The 17,037-nt window shown below is 63.3% G+C and carries 12 protein-coding genes; 1 reads left to right on the plus strand and 11 read right to left on the minus strand.

The genetic code is table 11. The features are described 5' to 3' along the window. Nucleotides 1-393 precede the first annotated feature (393 nt). Nucleotides 394-2,922: a PepSY domain-containing protein gene (locus BM059_RS01005; protein ID WP_074936784.1), complete on the minus strand. Its 2,529-nt coding sequence runs from the start codon at nt 2,920-2,922 to the stop codon at nt 394-396. Between the two features lie 236 nt (nt 2,923-3,158). Here BM059_RS01005 and BM059_RS01010 point away from each other — a divergent pair, with 236 nt between their 5' ends. Continuing rightward, nucleotides 3,159-4,742 carry a peptide chain release factor 3 gene (locus BM059_RS01010; protein ID WP_036999242.1) on the plus strand — a complete coding sequence of 528 codons (1,584 nt, stop codon included), beginning with the start codon at nt 3,159-3,161 and terminating at the stop codon, nt 4,740-4,742. Nucleotides 4,743-4,780: 38 nt separating this feature from the next. Here BM059_RS01010 and BM059_RS01015 read toward each other — a convergent pair whose 3' ends face one another. The 10 genes from BM059_RS01015 to urtA all read right to left on the minus strand — a co-directional run bounded on the left by BM059_RS01015 (nt 4,781) and on the right by urtA (nt 16,809). Then, nucleotides 4,781-7,201 carry a membrane-bound PQQ-dependent dehydrogenase, glucose/quinate/shikimate family gene (locus BM059_RS01015; RefSeq protein ID WP_074936114.1) on the minus strand — a complete coding sequence of 807 codons (2,421 nt, stop codon included), beginning with the start codon at nt 7,199-7,201 and terminating at the stop codon, nt 4,781-4,783. 162 nt (nt 7,202-7,363) lie between these two features. Then, nucleotides 7,364-8,386, minus strand: a complete 1,023-nt coding sequence (locus BM059_RS01020; protein ID WP_074936116.1) for an AAA family ATPase — start codon at nt 8,384-8,386, stop codon at nt 7,364-7,366. A 72-nt stretch (nt 8,387-8,458) separates the two neighbouring features. After that, a complete protein-coding gene (locus tag BM059_RS01025; protein ID WP_074936117.1) occupies nt 8,459-9,502 on the minus strand; it encodes an aliphatic amidase in 1,044 nt (347 codons plus the stop codon). Between the two features lie 201 nt (nt 9,503-9,703). Beyond that, entirely contained in the window at nt 9,704-10,051 is a 348-nt protein-coding gene (locus BM059_RS01030; RefSeq protein WP_074936119.1) for an FmdB family zinc ribbon protein, read from the minus strand. A 62-nt stretch (nt 10,052-10,113) separates the two neighbouring features. Further along, a complete protein-coding gene (fmdA, locus tag BM059_RS01035; RefSeq protein ID WP_037005392.1) occupies nt 10,114-11,343 on the minus strand; it encodes a formamidase in 1,230 nt (409 codons plus the stop codon). 339 nt (nt 11,344-11,682) lie between these two features. Next, a complete protein-coding gene (gene urtE, locus BM059_RS01040; protein WP_074936120.1) occupies nt 11,683-12,372 on the minus strand; it encodes an urea ABC transporter ATP-binding subunit UrtE in 690 nt (229 codons plus the stop codon). A 97-nt stretch (nt 12,373-12,469) separates the two neighbouring features. Beyond that, nucleotides 12,470-13,231: an urea ABC transporter ATP-binding protein UrtD gene (gene urtD / locus BM059_RS01045; RefSeq protein ID WP_037005395.1), complete on the minus strand. Its 762-nt coding sequence runs from the start codon at nt 13,229-13,231 to the stop codon at nt 12,470-12,472. Next, complete coding sequence (urtC, locus tag BM059_RS01050) at nt 13,228-14,397, minus strand: urea ABC transporter permease subunit UrtC (RefSeq protein ID WP_074936122.1); 1,170 nt, start codon at nt 14,395-14,397, stop codon at nt 13,228-13,230. Before urtC ends, urtD begins: the two co-directional genes overlap by 4 nt. A gap of 163 nt (nt 14,398-14,560) precedes the next feature. Continuing rightward, nucleotides 14,561-15,478 carry an urea ABC transporter permease subunit UrtB gene (gene urtB, locus BM059_RS01055; RefSeq protein WP_074936124.1) on the minus strand — a complete coding sequence of 306 codons (918 nt, stop codon included), beginning with the start codon at nt 15,476-15,478 and terminating at the stop codon, nt 14,561-14,563. A gap of 98 nt (nt 15,479-15,576) precedes the next feature. Further along, the gene (urtA, locus tag BM059_RS01060) at nt 15,577-16,809 is read right to left on the minus strand and encodes an urea ABC transporter substrate-binding protein (RefSeq protein WP_074936126.1); all 1,233 of its coding nucleotides are present in this window, start codon (nt 16,807-16,809) and stop codon (nt 15,577-15,579) included. Nucleotides 16,810-17,037: the final 228 nt, after the last annotated feature.

Consider the following 17,037-nt stretch of genomic DNA (forward strand, 5'->3'; position numbering starts at 1 on the left):
GGAACACATTGATTCGGGCAGCAGAACCGCTTACAGGTTCCGCTACGTGTCGGGGCTGGCCGCGCCATGCGCTGGCCTGAACGTCTGACAGTTTCCCCACTTTGGTTCGCCTACTTCCCAAGGCATGTCGCCGAGCATCACCGGTACCGACCATAAGCCGGCCGGCAACCTCTCGTCGTCAGTACTTGAGCCGGATGGATCGTTTCCAGCATGGACGTTCGGGCGCGGACTTTAAGACCATGCGCCCCTCAGATCAACCGGAAATTCTGCCTAATTTCATGTCGTTCCAGATATCACACAAAACGTCCTGAAATGCTGAACAGGCGGGGCTTTCAGCCAGTTTGGCGCAGCAGTGTTTCAGGCCCATTGCAGCGCCGATAACGCCCCTGCTATTCAGTACACGTCGCGGCGGTAGCGACCGTCCTCGACCAGCGCCTGCACCGCCTCGTCGCCAAGCAGTTCACGCAGCACCGCATCGACGCCGCCGGCCATGCCTTGCAGGCTGCCGCACACATAAATGGCAGCCCCTTCGGCCAGCCAGGCCTGCAGACGCTCGCTCTGCTCGCGCAATAGGTCCTGCACGTAGCGTTTCTCGGCCTGATCGCGGGAGAAGGCCAGATCCAGGTGCTGCAGCTCGCCCCTGCTCAGCGCCGCCTCCAACTCCTCGCCACAGAAGAAATCCTGTGCGCGGTTGCGCTCGCCGAACAGCAGCCAGTTGCGCCCCTGCCCCGCCAGCGCGCGTGCCCGCAACAGCGAGCGCAGCCCGGCCAGACCGGTGCCGTTGCCAATCAGGATCAGCGGGCGGTCATCGTCCGGCAGGTGGAAGCCGCTGTTGCGCCGTACCCGCGCCAGCAACTGGCCGCCCTCGGGCAGGTGCTCGGTTAGCCAGCCGGAACCCAGGCCTAGGCAGCCATCGGCCTGCACCGCCTGACGCACGATCAACTGCAGCACGCCGTCGGCCGCCACCGAGGCGATGGAGTATTCACGCGAGCCCAGCGGCGCCAGAGCATCGACCAGCGCCTGGGCGTGCAGCCCGACCAGGTGAGCGAAACTGTCCGGCAATTGCCGCTCGGCCAGTGCCTCGCCGAGGTTGAGCGACTGGCCATCCAACGTCACCGTTTCGCTACCGGCGAACCCGGAATGCTGCAGCCAGGTCTGCACACGTGCAGATGCGTGACACGGGCGAATCTCCAGGATGTCGCCGGCTTGCCAGGTGCTTTGTGCCGGTGGCGTCAGGCCGATGAAAAACACCGGTGCGCCCTGGCTGCCTGGGTTGAGCAGCCGGCGCTCGGCCAGCGTCCAGTTCTGCCACGGCGCCTGTTCGAAACGCACCGGCGCGGCACCGGTCAGCTCGCTCAGTTGCTGCTGCCAGCGCTGCAGCGCAGCCTGGTCGGCGCCGTCGACCTCAACACTGTCGAACAGCCGATGCGCCCCTTGCAACCCCAGCCAATCGTTAATGCGCCGGGCGAAGCCGCAGAAGTGCTCATACTGCCGGTCCCCCAGTGCCAGCACGGCGTAACTGAGCTGGCCCAGCGGGGCCGAGCCGCCAAGCACCTTGCGCTCGAAGCCCTGCGCGGCATCCGGCGCCTCACCATCACCAAAGGTGCTGACCACGAACAGCGCTTTTTGCGCCTGACTCAGGCTGTCGGCGTCGAGGCGCGAGAGTGGCTCGACCCGCACTGGGATACCGGCAGCCTGCAACTGCCCGGCGCTCTGCCAGGCCAGTTGCTCGGCAAAGCCGCTCTGGCTGGCGAAACCGACCAGCCAGCCCTCGCCCGACTCGTTGCCCTTCAGCGTGCCGCGTGCCGCCAGCGCCGCGCGCTTCTTGCGCCGGCGATCCAGGTACAGCAGCAAGCCGGTAACGAAGAACAACGGCATGGCGCCGGTGGCCAACATCATCAGGATGCGCCCCGGCATGCCGAAATACTCGCCGACGTGCAGCGCATAAATGCTGGCCAGCAGCTGCGCCTTGAAGCTCTTCTCAGCGTAGCGTTCATGGCGGCTGACTTCGCCACTTTTCGGATCGATCTGGAACTGGTTCAAGGCGCGCACATGCTCAGCGCCATCGAGTACATAGAAGACCGTCGCCGGCTGCCCCGCCACCGGCGGCAGGCGCAGGTTCCAGGCAACCAGCCCGGAGCCCGCAGTCTGCTGGATGCTCTGCCATACAGCGTCGTAGTCAACTTCCGGCGCAGGACCGCGGGGCACCTGACGTCCGCCACGGCCACGCTCACCGCGCTGCTCGGGGGGAGTATCAGAGAGCATGCGTGTCAGCCCCTCGCGGTACCAGTCATAAGACCAATACAGCCCCGTTAAACCGGCACAGAGGTAGAACAACAGCGCCCAAGTGCCAGCGACAGCATGCAGGTCCCAATTGAAGCTGCGGCCCTTCTTCTTCCAGTCCAGGGTCAGCCAGATACGCCAGTTTAGGGCCTTGCGCGGCCACCGTAGATACAGGCCGGAGAAGCAGAAGAACAGCAGCGCCACGGTACTCGCAGCGGTGATCTGCTTGCCTACTTCGCCCATCGATAGAAAGCGGTGCAGCATCAGCATCAGGTGGAAGAAATCCTGACCAATGGGCTCGGCCAGCACCTCCCCGGTGTAGGGGTCGAAAGGGATGCGCGGCCCGCGGCGCTCGCCCGGCGGTGGCATAAGAAAAGCAGTGCCAGGCCCGTCATGGCGACCATCAACCCACAGCCCGGTGACGTGATCAGCGGTGGCCGCCTCGATCCGCGAGGCCATCTCGCCCGGTGTCAGGTGCCCCTGCGCACTGGGCTGAATCTGCCAGCGCTCGGCATTCAGCGCCCGGGTTATCTCGCCCTCGAAGCTATAGAGCGCGCCGGTGATACCCATGATGGCCAACACCAGCCCGGCGCTGATGCCGAAGAACCAGTGCAGCTGGAAGATGATTTTCTTGAACACGACGGAGCCACCCTTACCCTGACCCACTGCGACGGGCGGCTACTCTATATGGGAATAATTTTCATAACCATTCATTTACGCGATATTTACGCATCTACTGCACGGCCCGTCAGCATCACCTACCGGCCCACCTGAAAACCGATGGCCGCTCTCCGCCAGAGCGCACAGTTATCGGTATAATCCCGCGTTTTACGGGTGCCAAGGCACCCTCAACGATTCCATCCAGGCACATATTCATGACCACCCAGGCCGCCGAAGTCGCCAAGCGCCGTACTTTCGCCATCATTTCCCACCCGGACGCCGGTAAGACCACCATCACCGAAAAGCTGCTGCTGATGGGCAAAGCCATCGAAGTGGCCGGCACCGTGAAGTCGCGTAAATCTGACCGTCACGCCACCTCCGACTGGATGGAAATGGAGAAGCAGCGCGGCATCTCCATCACCACCTCGGTGATGCAGTTCCCCTACCGCGAGCACATGATCAACCTGCTCGACACCCCCGGCCACGAAGACTTCTCCGAAGACACCTACCGCACCCTGACCGCGGTGGACAGTGCGCTGATGGTGCTCGACGGCGGTAAGGGCGTCGAGCCACGCACCATCGCCCTGATGGACGTCTGCCGCCTGCGTGATACGCCCATCGTCAGTTTCATCAACAAGCTCGACCGCGACATCCGCGACCCCATCGAGCTGCTCGACGAAATCGAGGCGGTGCTCAATATCAAGGCCGCGCCGATCACCTGGCCGATCGGCTGCTACAAGGATTTCAAGGGCGTCTACCACCTGACTGGCGACTACATCATCGTCTACACCCCGGGTCACGGCCACGAACGCACCGCAGTCAAGATCATCGAGAAGCTGGATTCCGACGAAGCTCGTAACCACCTCGGCGACATGTACGAGCGCTTCGTCGAAGAGCTGGAACTGGTGCAGGGCGCCTGCCATGAGTTCGAACCCGAAGCCTTCCTCAAAGGCACGATGACCCCGGTATTCTTCGGCACCGCATTGGGCAATTTCGGCGTCGACCATGTGCTCGACGCCGTGGTCGATTGGGCGCCGCGCCCACTGCCACGCGTAGCCAACGAGCGCACCGTGGAGCCGACCGAGGAGAAGTTCTCCGGCTTCGTGTTCAAGATCCAGGCGAACATGGACCCGAAGCACCGCGACCGCATCGCCTTCATGCGCATCTGCTCGGGCAAGTACACCCAGGGCATGAAGATGCGCCACGCGCGCCTGGGCAAGGACGTGCGCGTCGGCGACGCCCTGACCTTCTTCTCCAGCGAGCGTGAGCACCTGGAAGAAGCCTATGCCGGCGACATCATTGGCCTGCACAACCACGGCACCATCCAGATCGGCGACACCTTCACCGAAGGCGAAAACCTGGGTTTCACCGGCATCCCGCACTTCGCCCCGGAACTGTTCCGCCGCGTGCGCCTGAAAGATCCGCTGAAATCCAAGCAACTGCGCCAGGGCCTGCAGGAGCTGGCCGAGGAAGGCGCCACCCAGGTGTTCTTCCCCGAGCGCAACAACGACATCGTGCTCGGCGCGGTCGGTGTGCTGCAGTTCGACGTGGTCGCCAGCCGCCTGAAAGAGGAATACAAGGTCGAGTGTGCCTACGAGGCGATCAACGTCTGGTCGGCGCGCTGGATCGAGTGCAACGACGAGAAGAAGCTCAAGGAATTCAAGGACAAGGCCTTTGAAAACCTCGCCGTTGATGGCGGCGGTCATCTCACCTACCTGGCCCCGACCCGCGTCAACCTGAGTCTGATGGAAGAGCGTTGGCCAGACGTGAAATTCCGCGCGACGCGCGAGCATCACTGATCCATCGAACAAGGCCCGCTCTGCGGGCCTTGTGCTATCTACTCATCCTCCTCCTCCAGCGTCCAGGCCACCAGCGAGTCGCCCAGGCGCGTACCGAACGAGCCGTGCCCGCCGGCCATTACCACCACATATTGCTTGCCGGTCTTCTCCGACACGTAGCTGATAGGCGTGGCCTGGCCGCCGGCCGGCAGCCTGTCCTTCCACAACTCCTCGCCGGTGCGCATGTCGTAGGCGCGCAGGTAGTAGTCCAGCGTGCCGCTGAGAAAGCCCAGACCACCGGCAGTGACCAACGGGCCGCCGAGGTTCGGTACGCCGACGGTCAGGGGAATGCCCAGCGGGGCACTGTCGCGGCTGGTGCCATTCTTGCGCTGCCAGACCTTGTCCATGCTGCGCAGGTCCACCGCCGTGACAGTGCCCCATGGCGGCGCCTGGCAAGGCAGGCCGAGGACCGAAAGAAACGGCTTCAGGCTGACCATGTAAGGCGCGCCACGATTGGGTTGCAGACCGGTTTCGCCACCGCCATAACGAACATCCTGCGCCTCCTCACGCTTGACCAGCCGTGACACGAACGCCAGGTAATTAGGCGCGCCGAAGAGAATCTGCCGCTGCGGGTCGACCGCCACCGATGGCCAGTTGAACACGCCGACGTTGCCCGGGTAGATCAACGATCCCTGCTCCGATGGCGGAGTGAAGTCGCCCTCGTACCGCAGGCGATGGAACTGGATGCGGCAGATCAACTGATCGAAGGGCGTACCGCCCCACATGTCGCGTTCGCGCAGCGGCTCGTCAGGGGCATAGCTGAGTTTTGATGCCGGCTGGGTCGGCGCGGTGAAGTCGCCCTCCACCGTACCCTGCGGCACCGGATGCTCGCTGACCGGCACGATGGGTTCGCCGCTGCGCCGGTCAAGCACGTAGAGATCGCCGCGCTTGGTCGGCTGGATGATCGCCGGCACAGGCCCATCAGCGCCGTCGATATCTATCAGCGTGGGCTGAGACGGCAGGTCACGATCCCAGAGGTCATGATGCACGGTGCGGAATTCCCAACGCACCTTGCCGGTTTCCAGGTCCAACGCCACCAGCGCCGCGGTGAAACGTTCGGCCTCGGCGCTGCGTTGCACACCCCACTGATCTGGCGTCTGGTTGCCCATGGGGATGTACACCAGGCCCAGTGCCTCGTCCGCCGTGGCGATGGTCCAGGAATTTGGCGTGCTGCGCACGTAGGTCTCACCGGCCGGCAGCGGCTCGGTGGCATCGGGACGGCCAGGATCGAAGTTCCACACCAGCGCGCCGGTGCGTACGTCGTAGGCACGGATCACCCCACCCGGCGAATCCACCGAGCCGTTGTCGGTCACCGAACCACCGACTATCACCAGTTTCTCGGTGACCACCGGCGGCGAGGTGGGCAGGTAAATGCCCAGCGCGTCATCGCCCAGGCCCACCTTGAGGTCGACCATGCCGGCCTCGCCAAAGTCCTCGCACGGCTTGCCGTCATGCACATCGAGCGCGTACAGCGTGGCATCGTTGGTAGGCAGGAACAGTCGCTGGGTGCAGCGCGCCGTTGCCGCTGGTGAAGGCTCCGGCGCCGCGCCATCTCGGGCGGCAATCAGTGGGCCGCGATAGGCTGTCGCATCGTGGTAAGCCAGACCACGGCAGGTCATGTGCTGGTAATACTCGGCCTGACGGTTGATCGCTGGGTCGAAGCGCCAGCGCTCCTCGCCGGTGTCGGCATCCACCGCGATGGCGATGCTGTGCGGCGTGCAGATGAACAGGTTGCCACCGACCTTGAGCGGCGTCACCTGATTGGTAATCTCGCCGGGGTCGCCCTCACCGGGCAGATCCCCCGTGTGGAACTCCCAGGCCTTCTTCAGCCGCCCGACGTTGGCCGTGGTGATCTGCTCGGCACTGGCATAGCGCTCGCCACGCGACGAGCCGCCGTAGGCAGTCCATTCGCTGGCCGAACGACTGGCTGTCGCCACACCGGCAGCGGCCATGCGCGGCTCGTCGAAGCGGCCGGGCAAGCGATGATAGTCCTGCGTCAACGAATAGCCCGCCATGCCCGCTCCCAGCAGCAGGCCGATACCCAGCATCACGCTGGCACCGTCACGCCAGGGTTGCCCAGGCGCGATATGCCGGTTGATCCAGGGCAGCAGTAGCCACAGGCCGAGCACGCACCACAGGTCGATGCGCGGCGCCATCTGCCACCAGTCGAAGCGCACCTCGAAAACTGTCCAGGCCAGGCTCGCCAGCAACACCAGGGCATACAGCCACAGCGCCGCGCGCTGACGGCGATGAATCAGCACGCCCACCGACAGCAGGCCGAGGCCGGCCAGCAGGTAGTACCAGGAACCGCCCAGCCACAGCAGATAAGCGCCACCGAGCGCCAGCAGCGCGCCCAGAACGATAGCCACCCAGACCGTAAGCGTGATGCGCAGGAGCTGCGCCTTGTTGTTGTCAGTCATTGCTCGCTCCCCGAAACGCTGCCCCCGGAGATCGGGGCCGTGATCTGTGGATGCGAAGTGAGGGATAGAGTTCAGCGATTCTGCGAGTAAGGCTGCACTTGCAAAGCCATATGCTGGACATGTCGCCACCCAACGCTCTACAGAGTGTAGAAAAACCGGCTGCTAACTGATCAACAGGTGGCCATCTTTAGCTGTGCAGGACAAGCGGAGCAGATCCGGTTGCGCCAACAGCCGTTCAGCAATTGCCGGCTCCAGCTCGGTACGGATGCGACGCGCCAGCGCACGAGCGCCGAAACGCCCGTCATGCTCACGACACAGCCAGGCGCGGGCGCTCTGCTCCACCTGTAGTGAGCGGCCCTGACGGCCCAGGCGCTGGTTGAGCTTGTCCAGTTCGATATTCAGCAAGGCATCCAACCACTGCTCGTCGACCCGCTCGAACACCAGAATGCGGTCGAGGCGATTGAGCCATTCCGGCTCGAAGCGCTCGTGCAGCACCTGCTCCAGCAATGCACCCTCGCCTTTCGGTGCCAGCCCCAGCCAACGCCGCCAACCGCGCGTGAAACGCTCGCGGTAGCGCTGCGCCTGCTGCGCGCCGACGTTGCTGGTCATGAAGATCAGGCTGTTGCGGAAATCCAGGGTACGGCTGCCGGCAGTCAACGTCAGGCGGCCATGCTCGAGAATGCCGAGCAGGCTGCGCAGCACTTCCGGGCTGGCCTTCTCCAGCTCGTCGAACAGCACGATGCCGGGCCTGCCGAAACTGCCAGCGATGGCTTCGGCATCGAATAGCGTGGTGCCTTCCTTGCTGCCAACGTAACCAGGCGGCGCACCGGTCAACGCCGCAGCGTAGTGCTCCTGGGCCAGGGTGTGCATATCGATGCGGCACAGGGCATCGGCACGGCCATGAATGGCCTGCGCCAGCAGACGCACGATCTCGGTCTTGCCGACACCGGTCGGCCCCATGAACAGGTTGACCGCCAGTGGCCGCTCGCGCTCGCCGATATCGGCCTTGACCACCTTGAGCATGGACTCGACCTGCGCCAGCACCGCGTCCTGGCCGACGATACGCGAACGCAGCAAGGCCATCACGGTAACGGGCTCGAAGAGGAAGCGTGATTGCAGCCGAGTGACGCCCTGCTGCTCCAGGCGCTCGCGGTTGCTGTCGATCAGGTCGTTGGCGAAAGGCATAGACCGCCTCGGGTGTTGGAAAAGCTCGCGGCTAAAGCCGCTCCTACAAGGGCGCTGCCCCTCCCACAGCATTCATCCGGCCGTGCGTTCCTTGCCCGGATGTGGCAGCTCACCCACCGGACAGTCAGCCACACCGATGGTCGAGCGAGTGAGTTTCTCCACGTCCTCCTGGGCCTTCTGCGCATCCAGCACCCAGGTGCGATAGAACTCGAACGGACAATCAGCCACACCCTTGTCGCCATCACCGGAGTTGTAGACGCCGGTGTAGCCACGATGGAGTAGCTTGAACAGGTGGTTTTGCGACTGGTCGTTGGCGCGCGCATCACGGATCTGCGACACCGACAACTGGGCGTACTGGATGCCCATTTCTTCCTCGCCGCATTCCCCGAGAGTGCGGCCATCGAAGCCGATCAATGCGGAGTGGCCGAAGTAGCTGTACACGCCGTCGAAGCCGGTGGCGTTGGCTACCGCCACGTAGCAGTTGTTGGCCCAGGCCATGGTCTTGGCCATCAGCACCTGCTGCTCCTTGGCCGGGTACATGTAGCCCTGGCAACGCACGATCAGCTCAGCGCCCTTCATCGCGCAGTCGCGCCAGATTTCCGGGTAGTTGCCGTCGTCGCAGATGATCAGGCTGATCTTCATGCCCTTGGGGCCTTCGGAGACGTAGGTGCGGTCGCCCGGATACCAGCCCTCGATGGGGCACCAGGGAATGCACTTGCGGTAGCGCTGGACGATCTCGCCCTGATCGTTGATCAGGATGAGCGTGTTGTACGGTGCCTTGTGCGGGTGCTCTTCATGGCGTTCGCCGGTGAGCGAGAAGATGCCCCAGGTCCTGGCCTCGCGGCAGGCGGCGGAGAATATCGCCGTCTCTTCGCCGGGGATGGTCGCGGCGGTGGCCATCATCTCGTCCTTGTCGTACATGATGCCCATGGTGCTGTACTCGGGGAATACCACCAGATCCATGCCGGGCAGGCCGAGCTTCATGCCCTTGATCATCTCGGCGATCTGGCGCGCGTTGTCGAGCACCTCGGCCTTGGTGTGCAGGCGCGGCATCTTGTAATTGACGACGGCGACGCCGACGGTATCAGGGCTGCTGGAAATATCGCCGTGACGCATGGAAAACCTCCGGTTGACTGCTTGTTTGTAGGAGCGGCTTCAGCCGCGAAACTCTCTCTGTGTCGACGGTTATCGCGGCTGAAACGCAATGCCGCCCAGCCTCTCCTACAGGAACGTTCTGCGAACTGGATTCCCGCCTACGCGGGAATGACGGTGAAAACCCACGTCATCCCCGCGCAGGCGGGGACCCAATAAACAGCCTCAGTGACTGATCATCCACGGCCTGGCCGATGGGCTGGCCTTGAGGCCGTGGGGGTTGGCCTTGGTGCGCTCGACCGGTTTGCTCGGGCCGCAGCAACTGCAGCCGGCCGGGTGCTTGCGGTTGGCCTTGTACGCTTCGAGGCTTTGCGGCGCGTGGGCGCTGCGTTCGTTGGTTTCATGAGCGCGGCGCTGGCTGCCGGCCATGCTAGCCAAGCCCGGAGCACTGAGGATCACCCGCTCGCTCGTCGAGTCGCAGTATGGGCAGGCGCAAGCGGCGTCACGCTCAGCCATCGGCCGCAGCACGGTGAAATCGCCACAGCTCGGGCAGTCGTATTCGTAGATGGGCATGGTGCACTCCTCGATAAATTCGGTGCGCACGGCGCACCCTAGGGTGGCCGTGCGCGCGAGCATCACTTGTCGTAGGCGATGGGCAGGTCGATGCTGCCGTCGAGGAACTTGGTCGGGCCGCTGGCGCTGGGGTTGATGTCGAACTCGAAGATATCGGTCGGCAGCCACAGCGTGGCGCAGGCGTTGGGGATGTCGACCACCCCGCTGATATGCCCCTGCACCGGCGCCGAGCCGAGCAGCGAGTAGCCCTGGGCCGGCGAGTAGCCGAACTTGGTCAGGTAGTTGATGGCATTGAGGCAGGCCTGTTTGTAGGCCAGGTTGACGTCCAGGTAGTGCTGCTTGCCGTCGTCGTCGACCGAGATGCCTTCGAAGATCAGGTAGTTGTTGTAGGTGGGCACGATCGGGCTGGGCTTGAAGATCGGGTTCTTGATGCCGTACTTGGCCATACCGCCCTTGATCAGCTCGACCTTCATGTGCACCCAGCCGGCCATCTCGATGGCGCCGCAGAAGGTGATCTCGCCGTCGCCCTGGCTGAAGTGCAGGTCGCCGACCGACAGACCGGCGCCATCGACGTAGACCGGGAAGAAGATCTTCGAGCCGCGCGACAGATCCTTGATGTCGCAGTTACCGCCATGCTCACGAGGCGGCACGGTGCGTGCGCCGGTGGCGGCCGCCAGGTCGCGCGCCTCGCCCTTCATCTTGCCCATGTGCGCGGTGCTGGCGAACGGCGGGTTAGCCAGCGGCGGTACGCGAGTCGGGTTGGTGTCGATCAGCGCCTGCTCACGCTTGTTCCAGTCGGCGAGCATCTTGTGATCTGGCAGGCAGCCGATCAGCCCAGGGTGGATCAGGCCGGCGAAACGCACGCCGGGAATGTGCCGGCTCTTGGTGAACATGCCCTCGAAGTCCCAGATCGACTTCTGCGCCGAGGGGAAATGGTCGGTGAGAAAACCGCCGCCGTTGTTCTTCGAGAAAAAGCCGTTGAAGCCCCAGAGCATGTCCTGCTTGGCGCCAATATCGAGCAGTTCGACGATCAGCAGGTCGCCCGGCTGAGCGCCTTTCACGCCTACCGGGCCGGACAGGTAATGCACGGTGGACAGGTCGACGTCGCGCACATCGCTGGCGTCGTCGTCGTTCTTGATCGCACCGCCGGTCCAGTCGTAGGTCTCGAGAATGAAGTCATCGCCCGGGTTGACCCAGCAGGCCATGGGAATGTCCGGGTGCCAGCGGTTGTGCACCTGTTCGTTATCGGTAGCAGCCTGGTTGAGGTCGACCTTGATCAGGGTATCGGTCATGACTGAACTCCATAAGACCTGTGAGGAATGCCGGCCTGTGCCGGGGTACGGAGTCAGTCTCGGGCGCACGGAGAAATCGGCAAATACGTTGGATGACGTATGCCCGTATTGCAGGATTCATGAGGCCTTCAGGCCTTTTTCGCGGACACGAAAAAGCGGCCGCTGCATGGAGAACACAGTGGCCGTAAAGCGGGAATAGATGCCCTCTCCCTAACCCTCTCCCGCAAGCGGGAGAGGGGACTGATTGGCGCTGTCCCTAGGACTGGCGCCGTTCTATTCCCCTCTCCCTTTCATTGGAGGCACGCCTAGTGGAGAGGGGTTAGGGAGAGGGCAAAAACCTCACACCGACAGATAACGACTGATGCTCGCCTCGTCGACCTTGTCGCGAGTTTCCTCGACGACGAACTTGCCCTTCTCGATGACCAGGAAGCGGTCAGCGATTTCCATGGTGAACGACAGCACCTGCTCGGACACCACGATGGTCAGGTCGCGCATGTTGCGGATCTCCTTCAGGCTGCGGGCGATGTCCTTGATGATCGACGGTTGAATACCCTCGGTCGGTTCATCGAGCAGCAGCACCTTGGGGTTGGTGGCCAACGCGCGGGCGATGGCCAACTGTTGCTGCTGGCCACCGGAGAGGTTGCCGCCCTTGCGGTGGCGCATGTCATGCAGCACCGGGAACAGCGCATAGAGATCGTCCGGCACCTTGCCCCCGGCGGAGGCCGGCAGACCGGTCTGGATGTTTTCCAGCACGGTCATGTGCGAGAAGATCATCCGCCCCTGCGGCACATAAGCGATGCCGCTTTCCACCCGCTGATGGGTTTCCAGTTTCGACACGTCCTTGCCGTCCACGCGGATCTGCCCACCCCATTGCGGCAGGATGCCCATCAGGCTCTTGAACAAGGTGGTCTTGCCCATACCGTTGCGGCCCATCACCGCGACGATTTCCTTCCTCGCCACGTCGAGGTTGAGCTCGTGGAGGATCTGGCTCTGGCCGTAGCCGGAAGCGAGGTTGCTGATCTGGAACATGCTTGTCACTCCAACATAGACGGTGCGCATGGCGCACCCTATGGTCTGATACCCGGGTGTAGGGTGCGCCGCGCGCACCGTTGCGTAGCCATGACCATCAATGCCCCAAGTACACCTCGATGACCTTGGGATTGCTCTGCACCGCCTCCATGTTGCCTTCGGCCAGCACCTTGCCCTGGTGCAGCACGGTGACGCGATGAGCGATGCTCTTGACGAACTCCATGTCGTGTTCGATGACCAGTACCGAGCGGCCCTGGCTGATACGGTTGAGCAGATCGGCCGTGGCCACTCGCTCGCTGACGCTCATGCCGGCCACCGGCTCGTCGAGCATCAACAATTGCGGGTCCTGCATAAGTAACATGCCGATCTCCAGCCACTGCTTCTGCCCGTGCGAGAGCAGGTCGGCCTGACGGTGCAGGTGATCGCCGAGCATGATCTCCTGCGCCACCTGTTCGACCCGCTCGATCACCTCTTGCGTGCGCTTGAAGAACAACGCGCCGAACACCTTGCGTCCGGCCGGGTAGGACATTTCCAGGTTTTCAAACACCGTCAGGTTTTCGTAGATCGACGGGTTCTGGAACTTGCGCCCGACGCCAGCACGAACGATGTCGAACTCACGCATCTTGGTCAGCTCACGGCCGTCGAAATCGATGCTGCCGGTGGTGGCGCGGGTCTTGCCGCAGATCAGGTCGAGCACTGTGGTTTTGCCAGCGCCGTTGGGGCCGATCACCACGTGCACCTCGTTGCGATCGACGTAGAGGTTGAGGTCATTGACCGCCTTGAAACCATCGAAGGACACGGTCAGCCCCTCGATGGCCAGTACCGGCTTGGCGGCCTGAAAGCCTGCTGGGCTGTTCATGGCGTGGTCTCCAGTTCAGGGGTTGGGCGCTTGCTGGTGGCAACGGCAACAGGTTTCGGCGCAGCGACTACCTGCGGTTTGCGCCGCAGGCGGGCCAGCCAGCGCTTGCCGTGGCTGTCCCACAGGCCGGCCAAGCCATTGGGGAAGTACATGACCACGACGATGAACAGGCCGCCCATCAGATACAGCCACAGCTCGGGGAAGCTCTCGGAGAAGTAGGTCTTGCCGAAGTTGACCAGCAGCGCGCCGTACACCGCGCCCAACAGCGACAGGCGCCCGCCGACCGCGGCGAAGATGACCATCTCGATCGACGGCACGATGCCAACGAAGCTCGGCGACATGAAGCCCACCTGCAGGGTGAACATCGCCCCGCCGATACCGGCGAACGCCGCACCGACGCAGAACACGAAGATCTTGAAGCTGGCCACGTCGTAGCCGGAGAAGCGCACCCGCTCCTCCTTGTCGCGCATCGCCAGCAGCAGGCGGCCGAGCTTGGAGGCGATGATGAAACGGGCGATGAGGATGCAGCCGATGAGCAGCGCCGCACTGACGAAGTAGAGAATCAACTTGGCCTCGTCACTGCGGATGTCCCAGCCCTTGAGCGTGCGCAGATCGGTGATGCCGTTGACGCCACCGGTCAGCCCCTGCTGGCCGATGATCAGCACGGTGAGGATCAGCGCGATGGCCTGGGTGACGATGGAGAAGTACACGTCACCGACGCGGCGCTTGAACATCGCGACACCGATCACCAAGGCCAACAACACCGGCACAGCCACCACCGCGATCAAGGTGAAGCTCAGGCTGTGGAAGGGTTCCCAGAACAGCGGCAGTTCGGTGATCTGGTTCCAGTCCATGAAGTCCGGGATACCGGGTGTGGACTGGATCTTGGTGCTTTCCGGGTCGGATGCCTCGAGCTTGAGGAACATCGCCATGCAGTAGCCACCCAGGCCGAAGAAGATGCCCTGGCCCAGGCTCAGGATGCCGCCATAGCCCCAGCACAGCACCAGGCCAACGGCGACGAAGGCGTAGGTCAGGTACTTGCCGACCATGTTCAGGCGGAAGGCATCCAGCGCCAGCGGAAATACCACCAGGATCAGCGTGGCGAGCAAGGCCAGGCCAATGGCGCCTTGCTTGCCGCCGAGCAGGCTTTCGTATGCGTTTTTCATCCGTTAATCCCCCTGCATACAAAAAGTCGCTTTGAACCGTAGCGAGCAGCCCCAGCAGCAAGAAGCCCGGAGCGCTGCAACGAAGGCGTACACGCAATACGTCGAGCAAGCGAGCACCGCGCGCCGCCGCAGATGGGGCGCGCAGTAGGTTGAAAGTGATTTTTCATTTGCGCACCTTGGCCGAGAACAGCCCCTGCGGACGCAGCATGAGGATCAGCACCACCGCGGAGAGGGTCAGCACCTTGGCCATCGAACCACTGGTGAAGAACTCCAGCAGCGATTGCGCCTGGGCGATGCTGAACGCCGAGGCGATGGTGCCAAGCAGGCTGGATGCACCGCCGAACACCACCACCAGGAAGGTGTCGACGATGTACAGCGAACCTGCGGTCGGCCCGGTTGAACCGATGGTGGTAAAGGCCGCGCCCGCCACGCCGGCGACGCCACAACCAAGGGCGAAGGTCATGCGGTCGACGCGCTTGGTGTTGATGCCCACGGAGCGCGCCATCACCCGGTTCTGCATGGTGGCGCGCACCTGCAGGCCCCAGCGCGAGCGGTAGATCATCAGAAACAGCAGCGCGGTGAGCAGCAGGGTCAGGCCCATGACGAACAGGCCGTTGCGCGGAATATCGATGGCCTCGGTCGGGTTCCACGAACCCATCAACCAGTCCGGCAACGTAGCGCTGACTTCACGCGCGCCGAAGATCGAACGAAAGCCCTGCTGCATCACCAGGGACAGGCCCCAGGTAGCCAGCAGGGTGTCCAGCGGACGCTGGTAGAGCTTGCTGATCATCGCCCACTCCACCAGCCAGCCAATGGCGCCGGCAATCAAGAACGAGAGGATGATCGCGAGAAAGAAGTAGTAAGGCCCGAAGGCCGGTGCGTAGCTGGACGTCAGCGAGGACACCACGAAAGTGGTGTAGGCGCCGATGGTGAGAAACTCGCCATGGGCCATGTTGATCACGCCCATCTGGCCGAAGATGATCGCCAGCCCCAGAGCCATCAGCAGCAGCACGCAGAACACGGACAAGCCGTTGAACCCCTGCATGGCTGCGATGGCGCCGAATTCCGATAGCCATTCCATGTCGATGGTCTCCAGAAGAAAAGAGATAAGCCGGTAGGAGCCGGCTTGCCGGCAATTCACTCTTTGCCAGCAAGCCGACTCCTACGAGAGGGTGCTGCTTACTGGTAGCCTTTCGGGAAAGGGTTCGGCTCGATCAGGTCGGACTCGAACACCACCTTGAACTGACCGTCTTTCTGCACTTCACCGATGCGGGTCTTGCTCCACAGGTGATGGTTGTCGTGCACCTTGACGTAGCCTTCCGGCGCAGTGTCCAACTCGATGCCCGGAGAGGCGGCGACCACCTTGTCGATGTCGAAGCTGCCGGCTTTCTCCACGGCGGCTTTCCACAGCCATGGGCCGAGGTAGGCGGCCTGGGTCACGTCACCGATCACCGCGTCCTTGCCGTACTTGGCCTTGAAGGCCTCGACGAAGGCGGCGTTGTTCGGGTTGTCCAGGCTCTGGAAGTACTTCATCGAGGCGTAGAAACCGGCCATGTTCTCGCCGCCGATACCCAGCAGCTCGTCTTCGGTGACCGACAGGGTCAGCAGGGTCTGCTTGTCGGCGGTGACGCCGGCGGCCTTCATCTGCTTGTAGAAAGCGACGTTGGAGCCACCGACCACGGCAGCGAACACCACGTCAGGCTTGCGCAGCTTGATCTTGTTGATCAGCGAGCCGAACTGGGTGTTGCCCAGCGGGTAGTACTCCTCGCCGACCACCTTGCCGCCGAGCACGTTCTCGATGTGCTTACGGGCGATTTTCATCGAGGTACGCGGCCAGATGTAGTCCGAGCCGAGCAGGTAGAAGGTCTTGGCGCCCTTCTCCTTGGCTACCCAGTCCAGGCCCGCGAGGATCTGCTGAGTGGCTTCCTGGCCGGTGTAGATGACGTTCTTCGACTGCTCCAGGCCTTCGTAGAAGGTCGGGTAGTAGAGCAGGCCGTTTTCCTTCTCGAACACCGGCAGCACTGCTTTACGCGAAGCAGAGGTCCAGCAGCCGAACACGGTGGCGACCTTGTCACCGACCAGCAGCTTGCGCGCCTTCTCGGCGAAGGTCGGCCAGTCGGAAGCCCCATCTTCCTGCACGACCTTGATCTGCCGGCCGAGCACCCCGCCGCTGGCGTTGATCTGCTCGATGGCCAGGCGCTCGGCCTGGATCGAACCGGTTTCGGAAATGGCCATGGTGCCGGTGGCCGAATGCAGGATGCCGACCGTGACCTCGGTGTCGGTCACCGCCAGGCCGGTGGTGTTGACCTCGGCGCTGGCCACATGGCTGAACAGGCTGGCGGCCAGCAGCGAGAGCGCTGCCGCCCCCACCGCCAGCCGGCGGGGAAGAAGTCGAATCGGTTGAGAGTCCATGGTCGTGCTCCTGTGCTGGTTATTCGTGCCGAACCACGCCGGCTTCGCAGCTAGGATGCGTTTGCCCCACCGAGCGGGGTATACGCAGCATGACGTAAGGGCATACGTCATCTGACGTACAGCGCCCTGCGCCAGCCTGGTGCAAGCTGAGCGCAGCAAGACCAGGCAGACAGAAGCCCGCGCGCGCGGCAGAGGCCTCGCCGAGCCAGGGCATGGAAGTTGCACTTT

It is taken from the genome of Ectopseudomonas composti, from assembly GCF_900115475.1.
Lineage (GTDB): Bacteria > Pseudomonadota > Gammaproteobacteria > Pseudomonadales > Pseudomonadaceae > Aquipseudomonas > Aquipseudomonas composti.